Origin of the sequence: Limosilactobacillus oris DSM 4864, assembly GCF_001434465.1 — a bacterium.
GTDB lineage: Bacteria > Bacillota > Bacilli > Lactobacillales > Lactobacillaceae > Limosilactobacillus > Limosilactobacillus oris.
The window spans coordinates 1-11,617 of record NZ_AZGE01000039.1 but is presented as its reverse complement, the minus strand read 5'-3'; the positions used below and the strand labels follow the sequence as shown (position 1 = coordinate 11,617).

Annotated in this window: 12 protein-coding genes; 3 read left to right on the top strand and 9 right to left on the bottom strand. The window is 48.0% G+C overall.

Annotated features, from left to right (window positions below; all coding sequences use genetic code 11):
* Positions 1 to 64: 64 nt before the first annotated feature.
* The 7 genes from typA to pdhA form a co-directional block, all read right to left on the bottom strand.
* Complete coding sequence (gene typA, locus FC49_RS09065) at positions 65 to 1,909, bottom strand: translational GTPase TypA (protein WP_003711728.1); 1,845 nt, start codon at positions 1,907 to 1,909, stop codon at positions 65 to 67.
* A 106-nt stretch (positions 1,910 to 2,015) separates the two neighbouring features.
* Positions 2,016 to 2,783 (bottom strand): inositol monophosphatase family protein, encoded by a 768-nt coding sequence (locus tag FC49_RS09060; protein ID WP_003711742.1) that lies wholly within the window; start codon positions 2,781 to 2,783, stop codon positions 2,016 to 2,018.
* The gene (locus FC49_RS09055) at positions 2,780 to 3,070 is read right to left on the bottom strand and encodes a UPF0223 family protein (protein WP_003711739.1); all 291 of its coding nucleotides are present in this window, start codon (positions 3,068 to 3,070) and stop codon (positions 2,780 to 2,782) included. Before FC49_RS09055 ends, FC49_RS09060 begins: the two co-directional genes overlap by 4 nt.
* A gap of 307 nt (positions 3,071 to 3,377) precedes the next feature.
* Complete coding sequence (gene lpdA / locus FC49_RS09050; protein ID WP_003711697.1) at positions 3,378 to 4,805, bottom strand: dihydrolipoyl dehydrogenase; 1,428 nt, start codon at positions 4,803 to 4,805, stop codon at positions 3,378 to 3,380.
* 6 nt (positions 4,806 to 4,811) lie between these two features.
* Positions 4,812 to 6,131 carry a 2-oxo acid dehydrogenase subunit E2 gene (locus FC49_RS09045; RefSeq protein WP_003711692.1) on the bottom strand — a complete coding sequence of 440 codons (1,320 nt, stop codon included), beginning with the start codon at positions 6,129 to 6,131 and terminating at the stop codon, positions 4,812 to 4,814.
* A 41-nt stretch (positions 6,132 to 6,172) separates the two neighbouring features.
* Complete coding sequence (locus tag FC49_RS09040) at positions 6,173 to 7,150, bottom strand: alpha-ketoacid dehydrogenase subunit beta (RefSeq protein WP_003711701.1); 978 nt, start codon at positions 7,148 to 7,150, stop codon at positions 6,173 to 6,175.
* 2 nt (positions 7,151 to 7,152) lie between these two features.
* On the bottom strand, positions 7,153 to 8,259 hold the full coding sequence (gene pdhA / locus FC49_RS09035) for a pyruvate dehydrogenase (acetyl-transferring) E1 component subunit alpha (RefSeq protein ID WP_056984842.1): 1,107 nt from the start codon (positions 8,257 to 8,259) through the stop codon (positions 7,153 to 7,155).
* Between the two features lie 254 nt (positions 8,260 to 8,513).
* On the opposite strand from pdhA, the gene def reads away from it, so the two are divergent.
* Positions 8,514 to 9,074: a peptide deformylase gene (gene def, locus FC49_RS09030; RefSeq protein ID WP_003711702.1), complete on the top strand. Its 561-nt coding sequence runs from the start codon at positions 8,514 to 8,516 to the stop codon at positions 9,072 to 9,074.
* Positions 9,075 to 9,156: 82 nt separating this feature from the next.
* Here def and FC49_RS09025 read toward each other — a convergent pair whose 3' ends face one another.
* Complete coding sequence (locus FC49_RS09025) at positions 9,157 to 9,603, bottom strand: hypothetical protein (protein ID WP_056984841.1); 447 nt, start codon at positions 9,601 to 9,603, stop codon at positions 9,157 to 9,159.
* A 141-nt stretch (positions 9,604 to 9,744) separates the two neighbouring features.
* On the opposite strand from FC49_RS09025, the gene FC49_RS09020 reads away from it, so the two are divergent.
* Positions 9,745 to 9,957 (top strand): DNA-directed RNA polymerase subunit epsilon, encoded by a 213-nt coding sequence (locus tag FC49_RS09020; protein WP_003711706.1) that lies wholly within the window; start codon positions 9,745 to 9,747, stop codon positions 9,955 to 9,957.
* Between the two features lie 73 nt (positions 9,958 to 10,030).
* The gene (locus FC49_RS09015) at positions 10,031 to 10,966 is read left to right on the top strand and encodes a diacylglycerol/lipid kinase family protein (RefSeq protein ID WP_056984840.1); all 936 of its coding nucleotides are present in this window, start codon (positions 10,031 to 10,033) and stop codon (positions 10,964 to 10,966) included.
* A 189-nt stretch (positions 10,967 to 11,155) separates the two neighbouring features.
* Here FC49_RS09015 and FC49_RS09010 read toward each other — a convergent pair whose 3' ends face one another.
* Entirely contained in the window at positions 11,156 to 11,362 is a 207-nt protein-coding gene (locus FC49_RS09010) for a hypothetical protein (protein WP_003711693.1), read from the bottom strand.
* Positions 11,363 to 11,617: the final 255 nt, after the last annotated feature.

The window sequence follows — 11,617 nt, the reverse complement described above, 5'->3', positions numbered from 1 at the left end:
AAAGTGTCCAACTTACAGGGTTCACTTCAGCTCTGCCAAGGTCTTTTTCGTCAAAATCGTTCAATTACTTCCGGGAAGCTGCCTTGCGCCGCTTAGCAGCCTTTTCACGCGCGTTAGTGTTCAAAATCTGCTTCCGCAGACGAATATTTTCTGGCGTGACCTCACAGTATTCATCTTCGTTCAAGAACTCCAAGGATTCTTCCAATGAGAAGTGGGTTGGGGTCTTAATGTGGGCCATTTCGTCAGAACCCGCAGCACGAACGTTGGTCAGGTTCTTCCCCTTGGTGATGTTAACCGTAATGTCGTTTTCACGGCTGTTTTCACCAACGATCATTCCCTCGTAAACTTCCGTACCTGGGTCAATTAACAGCTGACCACGACTTTCAATTCCCATCATGGCATAAGTAGTAGCCTTACCAGCATTCATTGATACCAAAGTACCCTTTTGCCGGCCAGGGTTCCAGTTCTTAATTACCGGAGCATACTTTTCGAAGGTGTGGTTCATAATTCCGTAACCACGGGTCAGAGTCATGAATTCGGTGGAGTAACCAATCAAGCCCCGTGATGGTGCCAAGAAGATCAGCCGGGTCTGACCATTCTCACTCGGTTCCATGTTCTGCATTTCACCCTTCCGCTTGGAAAGACTGTCAATGACGGAACCCGTGTATTCGTCAGGCGTATCGATTTGAACTTCTTCGAATGGTTCGCTCATGACCCCATCAATTTCCCGATAGATAACCTGTGGACGGGAAACTGACAGTTCGTAGCCTTCACGCCGCAGAGTTTCAATCAGGATTGACAGGTGCAATTCACCACGACCTGAAACGGTCCAGGCACCCGGGTCATCAGTATCTTCAACCTTCAGGGAAACATCGGTCTGCATTTCACGCTTCAAACGGTCTTCCAATTGCCGAGCAGTCACGAACTTGCCTTCCCGACCAGCAAATGGTGAATCGTTGGTCCGGAAAGTCATTTGCAGCGTCGGTGGATCAATCCGCAGTGGCGTCAATGCTTCAGGATGTTCGGAATCAGCAACCGTTTCACCGACATTGATGTCTTCCATCCCGGAAACGGCAATTAGGTCACCAGCCTTGGCTTCTTTGATTTCCAACCGCTTCAAACCGAAGAAACCAAAGAGCTTGGTAACCCGGAAATTCTTCTTGGAGCCGTCTAGCTTGAGCAGGGTAACATTGTCACCGACCTTGATTGAGCCGCGAACCACCCGGCCAATTCCGATCCGGCCAACGAAGTCGTTGTAATCCAGGATAGCCACTTGGAATTGGAGTGGTTCATCTGAATTGTCAACTGGTGCCGGAATAGTCTTGACAATGGTATCAAAGAGCGGCTTCATCGTGTGTTCCTGAGTAGAAATATCAGAATCATAACTAGAAGTCCCGTTCATTGCTGAAGTGTAAACAACTGGGAAGTCCAGCTGGTCTTCATCTGCCCCCAGTTCGATAAAGAGGTCTAATACTTCATCAACGACTTCTTCAGGACGGGCACCCTTCCGGTCAACCTTGTTAATAACAACAATTGGCGTCAGGTGTTGTTCTAGTGCCTTTTGCAATACGAACCGGGTCTGGGGCATGGTTCCTTCGAAGGCATCCACAACCAAGAGAACCCCATCAACCATCTTCATAACCCGTTCCACTTCACCACCGAAGTCGGCGTGACCCGGAGTATCCAAGATGTTGATCTGGTACTTGCCATACTTAACAGCCGTGTTCTTGGAAAGAATAGTGATTCCCCGTTCACGTTCAATGGCGTTAGTATCCATGGCCCGGTCTTCAATTGAGAAGTGCTCCGGCAAAGTGTCAGACTGCTTTAACATTTCATTAACCAGGGTCGTCTTACCGTGGTCAACGTGGGCAATAATCGCAATGTTACGAATGTCGTCACGTGTTTTCAAAGTTCGATTCTTCCTTTCTACAATCCATTCTCCTGAATTTAGTATACACTCATTTAGGGTTGATTTCATAAAAAAACTGTGACCATTTCGTCACAGCTTTTAACAATTAGTCAGTAAGCTCAGCAATCTCCCGGCTAACTTGTTTAGTAGCTATCAATACAAGGTTAGATGATAGCACATCTGGTGCGGTTCCGTCAATCGATTTAACTACTAAGCCTAATTCTTCTGCCATCACCCGGCCAGCAGCTAGGTCCCAAGGATGGAGGTGGGAAACGTAGCCCGCTAATTCACCTTTCAGCATCCCGATCATTTCCATTGCCGCACTCCCGTACATCCGGAGTCCACTGGCAGCCTTGGCAACCATCGGCAGGTTCTTCACGTTCCCTAAAATAAGCGGACTACTGATTGAGACCAGGCCCTCCCGCAAGGAAAGGTCGGCAGGGGCAGCCAATTGGCGGTCATTGACAAAGACGCCCCGTCCCGGACCACCATGGTACAGCTGCTTATTCATGCTGTCCATAATGTAACCCAGTGTTGGTTGCCCATCAATATAGAGCGCCAGCATAATTCCAAAGTGATTGCGCTGCTTAACAAAATTCAGGGTTCCATCAATCGGGTCCACAATCCATACGTGACCGGCAGTACTGGTAATTTGCTGATTACCATACCCCTCCTCGCTGAGAATTTGACAGCCTGGGTCAACCCGCCGGAGGAAAGCATCGATTTCCCGCTCATTTTGTTTATCCACGGACGTCACCAGGTCATTATAATTAGTTTTTGTCGCTACCTGAAAGGGTTCCTGCATCCGGTGGAGGGTTTTCTGGTTAACCCGCCGGAGCATTTCAATTACTTGTCTATCTAATTCGTCAATCACTTTTCATCGCCAACCATCTTAATAAATTTTGCTTGTGACTCGCGCGCCCGCTTCAAGACAGGGTAAGCCTCGTAGCCGGATACCTGGGCAAATTGACGCCACAACTGTTTCTCACCCATTTTACTAGAAACAACCGTCTTAAAGTCACGGTAACGGTCCAAAAAGACTTGACGGCCAATCCCTGCTTCATAGGCATCCTCAACCGCCCGCCAAAAGGCAATCACCGTTTCCATTTCCGAAATTGACCAGTCGCTGTCTAATGGGTAAGCATAATTTTGTTCTTTCATCAATTATCCCCCACTTTAATTCTGCTGTCCCCATTATACCGTGCTAGTTTTAAATTGGCGAGAAAAGAACGGCGATCGGACCTAACTCGCCTGGTTCTGCCCTCTTTCTATCAATTTACTACTGACCTATAAAAATCAAAACCCCCGCCCCTTATTCCTGACCACCCCTCTCCGTAGACCACCATCTTTGCAGTTTCTCACAGTATGCGGAAAAAACAAGGCCCCTAGTGCCCGGTAAAACCGGACGCTAGGGGCCTGCTTGTATTTTCAGGGCATGAAGCAAACTTCCACCATGCTCTCAATAGTTTTAGATATGGGTTGGGAAGCCCATTGCAATGTCCGCTGCTTCTTGAATTGGTTCATTCAAGGTTGGGTGCGGGTGAATCGTCAGGTCAACGTCTTCCACGTTCATGCCGCAGTTGACAATTAAGGATAATTCACCGGCCATGTCGCTGGCACCAGGACCAACGATTTGTGCACCGACAACATTCTTTTCATCCTTCGTGTAAATCAGGCGAACAAAGCCATCTGGTGAGTCCAGGGAAACGGCCCGGGCATTTCCGGCAAATGGGAATTGAGCAGTAGCAACTTCAATGCCCTTTTCCTTCGCCTGTTCCTTGTTCAGCCCGACTTCTGCCATTTCTGGGTCAGTGAAGCAGACTGCTGGTACACCTACCCAGTCATTAGCAGTGTTCTTGCCAGCAATAGCACCCGCCGCAGTCTTGGCTTCAAAGAATGCCTTGTGGGCCAGAGCCGGGCCAGGAACGATATCACCAATTGCCCAGATGCCGTCAACGTTGGTCCGACCTTGCTGGTCAACGATTACCTGGTGGTGGTCGTTGAGCTCAACACTGGTCATGTCTAAACCGAAGTTGTCGGTGTTTGGCTTCCGGCCGACGGAAACCATGCAGTAATCCGCCTTGATGGTCTGTTCTTTACCATCAACTTCGTAGGTAACAGTAACGCTAGAATCGTCCTGTTCGGAGTTCTTCGCCATTGCACCAGTGATGATGTCAATGCCCTTCTTCTTCATGTTCTTTTCAACAACTTTGACCATGTCGTCATCAAAGCCGTTCAGAATTGATGGAAGTCCTTCCAAAATCGTTACGTGGGATCCCAGGTTAGCATATGCACCAGCCAATTCTGAACCGATGTAGCCACCACCAATCACAATCAGTTCCTTTGGAATTTCAGGCAGGTTCAGGCAGCCAGTTGAGTCAATGACCCGGCCCTCAAACTTGAAGTGGGGAATTTCAACTGGACGGCTACCGGTTGCCAGGATTAAATTCTTCCAGGTAATCGTTCGTCCAGTGTCATTGTCCATAAATTGCTTTGGACCTGGCTTGATGACACGAAGTTGGTGGTCGTTATCCAAAATGGCCTCACCATTAATGATTTCAACCTTGTGCTTCTTCAAAAGCATTTCAACCCCACGGGTCATCCGGTCGACAACCTTCTTGTCCTTCCATTCCTGGGTCTTCTTGAAATCAATTGTGGCATCAGTCTTGGAAACACCATAAGTCGATGAATCCTTAGCCTCCTGAAGACGGTGTCCAGCAGCAATTAAGGCCTTTGAAGGGACACAACCAACGTTCAGGCAAACACCACCCAGGCCCGGGTCACCCTTTTCAATCAGGGTAACCTTTTGACCAAGTTCAGAAGCCCGAATGGCAGCAACGTAACCACCAGGGCCGCCACCTACAACGACAGTATCTTTTTGTTCAACTTCAGCCATACTATTCTAACCTTCCATCATAATTAATTCTGGGTCATTCAACATCCGCTTGAGGTAGTTCATTGCGTTTTGAGCCAATGCACCATCAATCAACCGGTGATCAACAGTTAGGGACAACTTCATCATGTGTCCAACGACGATTTCGCCCTTATCGTTAACGATTGGTTCAGTAGCAATCGTTCCAACACCTAAGATTGCAACTTCTGGTTGGTTGATAATTGGAGTGAACCACTTGCCACGCATTGAACCGATATTCGAAATCGTGATGCTCCCACCAGCCATTGAGGATGGGCTCAGCTTGTTGTCCTTGGCAGCCTGAGCGTTGTCAGCGATTTCTTTGGCAATTTCAAACATACCCTTCTTGTCGGCATCCTTAATGTTCGGGTTGTACAGACCATGATCGGTGTTCGTAGCAATTCCAACATTGTAGTAGTGCTTTTGAACCAGTTCCTGAGTAGCGTCATCGATTGAACAATTCAGTTCTGGGAACTTCTTCATCGTCGCAACTAATGCCTTCACAACGTATGGCAGGAAGGTCAGGTGAATCCCTTGATCCGCAGCAACTGCCTTGTACTTCTTCCGCTGAGCCATCAGCTTAGATACCTCAACGTCATCAAACAGGGTAACCATTGGACTGATGTCAACGGAGTTCCGCATGTTCTTGGCAATAATCTTCCGCATTGGTGTCAGTGGTTCACGGGTTTCAGCATCTTCACCAGCACCCTTGTATGGCTTGATGGTGTTCCCGGCAGCCTTAGCAGGAGCAGCAGCGGCGGCCTTCGGAGCAGCCTTAGCAGCAGCTGGAGCAGCGGCACCGTTAAAGTTGTCAATGTCAGCCTTGAGGACTTGACCATGCTTACCACTTGGTTGAACAAGTGAAATATCAACACCCTTATCACGAGCGTATTGACGAACTGAAGGCATTGCCATAACCAGCTTGTTTGGTTCAGCTAATGGAGCAACTCCACCTTGAGCCGGAGCTGCTTCTTCCTTCTTGTCATCTGCTGGAGCAGCGGTTTCTTCCGCACCATCATCAGCAGCTGGTTCATCATCGTCGTCACCCTCAACGTTGGTGCTGACGCCATCTTTGCCGTCATCAATCAACAGTAAGTCGTCGCCCTTTTCAACGTGGTCATCTTCCTTGACGTTCAGAGTTTTAACCGTCCCGTCAACAGGAGAAACCAGCTGCGTGGTTGACTTATCAGTTTGAATTTCAATTAACGGATCGTCGGCCTTGATCTGGTCGCCTTCCTTAACCAACCATGAAGCTACATCCCCTTCGGTCAGTCCTTCACCCATTTCTGGTAGTCTGAATTTATATGCCATATCGTATTAACTTCCTTTCATAACCGTTAATAAGTTAACGATTAGTAATTAACTACTTCGCGAACTGCATCTTCGATATCTTTAGATGCTGGAATCCAAACGTTTTCTGCTTGTGGGAATGGGTAAACAGAGTTTGGAGCCGCTACCCGGGTGATTGGAGCATCCAGGTACATGATGGCACCTTCGGAAATTGCTGAAGCAACTTCAGCACCGACACCCGCCTGCTTCTGTGCTTCTTGCACAATAACAACGTGGTGGGTCTTCTTGAGGGACTCGAAAATCGTGTCGGTGTCGAGTGGGTAAAGTGACCGTAAGTCGATAATTTCCGCAGAAATGTTGTCCTTAGCGAGCTTCTTAGCAGCCTTCTGTGCTTCTGAAACTTCACCACCATAAGCGATAATCGTTACGTCGCTACCTTCCTGAACAACGTTTGCCTTGTCCAACGGAACGGTGTACTTATCATCAGGAACTTCACCCTTAACAGAACGGTACAGGCGCAGGTTTTCCAAGAAGACCACGGGGTCGTTATTTTCAATTGCAGAAATAATCAAGCCCTTCGCATCATAAGCAGAACTTGGTGTAACTACCCGTAAGCCTGGTACACCGATAACAAAGTTTTCGAAGTTGTCCGCGTGGAGTTCTGCGGTATGGGTACCACCACCATATGGTGTCCGAATCGTAATTGGGGCGTTCTTGGTACCGTTGTATTGGAAACGAATCCGTGACATTTGAGAAACGATTGAATCCAGGGCTTCAAAGATAAAACCGCTGAATTGAATTTCTGGAACCGGCCGCCAGCCAGTAACCGCTAACCCAATGGATAAGCCTAAGATACCAGATTCAGCAAGTGGGGTACTGAAGACCCGATCCTTGCCGTACTTTTCTTGCAGGCCGTTAGTAGCCCGGAATACACCACCGTTTTTACCGACATCTTCACCAAAAACCAGGGTCTTAGGATCTTCAGCTAAAGCAATGTCAATACCTTCAGTAATAGCTTTGATATAAGTCTTCTTAGCCATGATTACTTCGACTCCTTTGCTTCGTACTTCTTGATTTGTTCTTTAATATCTGGGGTTGGTACTTCAAAGGTCCGCTTGAGCATGTCAGAAACCTTTTCTGGCTCAACAGAGTCGGCTTCCTTCATAGCCTTCTTGAAGTCATCCTTGCATTCAGCAACGTACTTTTCTTCCTCTTCTTCGGACCAAAGCTTCTTTTCAGTCAAGTACTTGTGGAGACGAATCAGTGGGTCCTTGTCGAACCATGGCTTTTCTTCATCCTTTGTCCGGTAACGGCTAGGGTCGTCACCAGCAGAACTGTGGGCACCAAACCGGTAAGTTAAGGTTTCAATCAGGACAGGCCCGTTGCCAGCGGCAGCAAATTCACGGGCTTCCTTTGCAACTTCGTAACATGCCAGGACGTCCATTCCGTCAACCTGAACAGCAGGGATTCCAGCTGCAACCCCTTTTTGAGCAATGGTTTCAGCTTCCGTTTGGAGCTTCCGTGGGTAGGAAATGGCCCAACCATTGTTTTGAATGATGAAGACAGCAGGTGCTTGGAAGACACCGGCAAAGTTCATCCCTTCGTAAGTGTCACCCTGTGAAGAACCACCTTCACCGGTATAGGCATACGCAACGGTATCCTTTTCACCGTTCTTCTTAATTCCTAAGGCACCACCGGCCATTTCAACCATTTGGGCACCAATAATAATTTGTGGCCGCAAAGCACGAGCGTCAAAGAGGTTCCCCTTGACGTGGCCCTTAGACCATAAGTACATCTGAGCGACAGTCGCACCATGCTGGATTAATTGTGGCAAGTCACGGTAAGCTGGGAACAAGAAGTCCTGCTTCTTAAACGCAGCCGCGGTCCCCATTTCGGAGGCTTCTTCACCCCAGGTTGGTGCGTAGAACCCAAGCCGACCTTGTTGGGAGAAGCTCATAGTTTGTTCGTGCAGAGCGCGTTCCCAAACCATCTTCTTCATTAAGTCTACAAGTTGGTCATCAGTAAAATTAGCCATCAATTCCTTGTTAACGACTTTTCCATCGTTATCCAGAATTTGAACGGGCTTTGCGAACGCAGCGCCTTCTTCGGCTTTAATCTTAGCAAAGTCTACAGCTTTGGCATCGGCCATTATAAACATCCCTTTCCAAATCCAATTAACATCATATATAAGCGATTGCCTACTTACAGTTTCTAGTATACCGATTTTTCATCATAATACAAGCGCTTTCATAGACTTTTTAAGTGGGTAATGACTAGAAAGCGCCCCAATGTAAACGTTGTCACTTTCAACTGCCAGTTTAAATTGCAATACACGGGTTTATGGTTATCAGACTAATTATGGTAGACTAATTAATGAGAATATATTATTTGGAGGCGGAAAGTTTGTTTTTGATGAAGGATATTGTCCGTGACGGTGACCCCGTTCTTCGGAAACGAGCAGCTAAGGTCAGTTTTCCCCTTTCTGACGAGGACCAAGAGCTTGCTAAAAAAATGATGGAGTACCTAGAAGTCAGCCAAGATCCCGAACTCTGTGAAAAGTACAAGTTACGGGCGGGTGTCGGACTAGCGGCGCCCCAAGTCGGCGTATCTAAACAGATGGCAGCCGTACTGGTCCCTGCAACCGAAGAAGGGGGCAAACCAGAATTCAAAGATGTGATCATCAACCCGGTAATTGTCAGCGAGTCAGTGCAGTATGGCGCGCTAACAGAAGGAGAAGGCTGCCTCTCCGTAGACAAGGATGTCCCAGGCTATGTTCCACGCCATGACCGGATCACCCTGCGCTACCAAGACACTAACGGTGAAAAGCACCAGGTACGGTTAAAGAACTATCCGGCAATTGTTTGCCAGCATGAGATCGACCACCTGCACGGGATGCTTTTCTACGACCACATTAACAAGCAAAAGCCATTTGAGGCTCCCGCTGATACCATCATGATCAGCTAAAGCAAAAGGGATTCCACCCCCACAAGATCACCCGGGAAATATTCCCTGAGTGATTACTTGCGGCAAGGTGCAATCCCTTTTATTAATGGTCAATTTTCTTTAGGTCAGCAACGTATTCTCTCGTGGCTTCATTCAACAGGTAGGCAACGTCAATATGCTGAACATGCTCATACTGCCACCAATCAGTCACGACAAAGCTCTCCCCGGCTTCCGGCAGCTGGTGACCACGGGCATAGTCATTGAGTTTTTGTTCCAGCCGTTCTTTTGTCAGGTCTGCCAAGTCTGCTACCGGAAAATGATATTCGAACGCTAAAACGCCCTTTCCCCACACGTCTGTAACCAGCTCGGATTGCAGCGTCCGGTCCCAGCCAAGGTCGTCTTGCAAGCACTGGTTAACTGCTTGATCCGTCGTCTGTTGGGCCCGGTTTCGGAGCATGATTGTGGCCCGGTTAATCAAAATCCGGTGGACCCACACGTAGAGCCCCGCTACTAGAATCACCGCGATTAAACAAATCAAAAATACTTTCATCCACCAGACCCCCACTCCTGTCTTTTCTAAAATTATAATACCATGTTGCTAATTATTAAGACAGCCTTTCGCAGATGTGCTAAAATAGTCTAAGTAAATCGCAGACCATAATATCATTACTATTAAGGAGTTTTTAGTAGAATGACTTTTAAAGTATATTTTCAACCAGATAATACCAAGCGCCCCGTGCGGGAGAACACGCAGTCAATTTATATCGAAGCGGATTCTGAAGCGGAAGCGTTATTGATGGTTGAGCACAACACCGACTATAACATTGAATATGTCGAACAACTCGACGCCAAGGCGCTGGAATATGAGAAGCAAAATCCTAACTTCAAAATCACGACATTTTAATTAGGATTGTCAGAGGCTGGGAAAAATTACTCAGCCTCTTTTTTCTTGCTTACACAAAAGAGGAACATCGTTTATGCACTATTCAATTATTCTTAACCCAACTGCTGGCAACGGTAACGGTTCTCGGGTATGGCCCGGTATTCAGCAGCAATTAGTAGAAAATCAGGTCGACTTTTCGATGCAGGCAACAAAGGACGAGACCAGTGCCGCCTACTTTGCCCGCCGCCTAGCGACCGCGCGGCATGCTACGGAAACAACCGTCCTCGTAATCGGAGGGGACGGGACGCTGCATGATGTCTTGAACAGTCTAATCGCTAATACACCGGCGCACGCGCAGCAGCTCCCCCTCGCATATATTCCGGTCAGTAAGCTCAGCCGCTTTGCCCGTGCCTACGGAATCTCCCTCGACCCTGCTGGAGCCCTTCAGCAAGTTTTAGCTGCCGAGGCGAGCGAACAGGTCCATATCGGCCACTACCATGACGCCATCAAAGATAATGACGGCTACTTCCTAAACAGCATTGGGATTGGCTTTGATGCTGCGCTACTCAACCAGCGCAACCAGGCCAGCAAGCGGCAGAAGTTTCGCTGGAGCCGGTTGGCCTTTTTCAGCCGCGCAACTGCCATCCTCTACAACCAGCAACCGTTTCAATTAATGTTAAACGGTACGACCGGACGTCTATTATCACCGAAAGCCTACATCGCCATGGTTGCTAACCATCCCTTTACCGACAGCCGAATTCAGCTGACTACCACAGGGGGCCTTCACGAAAATAACCTTGACCTGATTGTGGCCGAACGACGCGGCTGGCCGCTCACCCTCTGGCAACTTCACCAGTTCTACCGTGGACGCCTCGCCAGTTCCCGGTGGGCAATCCACCAGTCAGGAACGAACTTTCACCTAACCACCACTTCGCTGGAATTTTGCCAGGTGGATGGTGAGCCCATGGGCAATCGTTTCCTTGACATGACAATCACTTCCACCAGCTACCCGTTTTTGCAGCAACATTAAAAGGAGACCGTGACATAATAAGTCCTATTACTTTAACAAAAAAAGCGAACAGCGCAGTACACAAAGGGGCTTCAGTGCTCGGCAAGGCCGAACTCTGAAGCCCTCTTTTTGCTTATGGGGAGGCGTGAAGACGAAGTCATAAATGACTTCTGTCACGCCTCCCTTTCAGTTATTCTTAAATTCAGCTAATTAATCTTCCGATGCTTCCATTGCCTCTAAGATTATTCGCAGCTGACTGCACTCTTCCCGCAATGAACTCATCTGGTCCCCACACGTTGGCTGGATGGTCACTGTTTCATTACCATCAGAGGTGGGGTGCTGCTCGCTTTGGCACAGTGTCGCCAATTGGCTCTCCGCCTGCGCTAACTCTTCTTCAATCTCGTGTTTATTGCTCACTTTAAACACTCCCGTTTCAGTAAATATTTAAAGCAATCATTAATTGCATACTGCCAAGTTATCACGAATTTAGGGAAAAGTTAACCCTTTCTATTTTACATCTCGGTTACTTTCCGATGAAAGCTTTCTCATTTAACAGTTCCGCCGAGCGGATGATAAAACTAGCCCCATCCCACACAACAAGGCCATTGGAATTTGATTGAGGCTGGGAGAAAACTTCATTTTCTCGGTTCTACAATTTTAAGTACTGATGGA

Excerpts from the sequence above, each read along its gene's own strand:
- lpdA (WP_003711697.1), bottom strand. The coding sequence starts at position 4,805 with ATGGCTGAAGTTGAACAAAAAGATACTGTCGTTGTAGGTGGCGGCCCT.
- FC49_RS09020 (WP_003711706.1), top strand. The coding sequence starts at position 9,745 with ATGACTTTTAAAGTATATTTTCAACCAGATAATACCAAGCGCCCCGTG.
- pdhA (WP_056984842.1), bottom strand. The coding sequence starts at position 8,259 with ATGGCCGATGCCAAAGCTGTAGACTTTGCTAAGATTAAAGCCGAAGAA.
- FC49_RS09045 (WP_003711692.1), bottom strand. The coding sequence starts at position 6,131 with ATGGCATATAAATTCAGACTACCAGAAATGGGTGAAGGACTGACCGAA.
- FC49_RS09025 (WP_056984841.1), bottom strand. The coding sequence starts at position 9,603 with ATGAAAGTATTTTTGATTTGTTTAATCGCGGTGATTCTAGTAGCGGGG.
- FC49_RS09055 (WP_003711739.1), bottom strand. The coding sequence starts at position 3,070 with ATGAAAGAACAAAATTATGCTTACCCATTAGACAGCGACTGGTCAATT.
- FC49_RS09015 (WP_056984840.1), top strand. The coding sequence starts at position 10,031 with ATGCACTATTCAATTATTCTTAACCCAACTGCTGGCAACGGTAACGGT.
- FC49_RS09040 (WP_003711701.1), bottom strand. The coding sequence starts at position 7,150 with ATGGCTAAGAAGACTTATATCAAAGCTATTACTGAAGGTATTGACATT.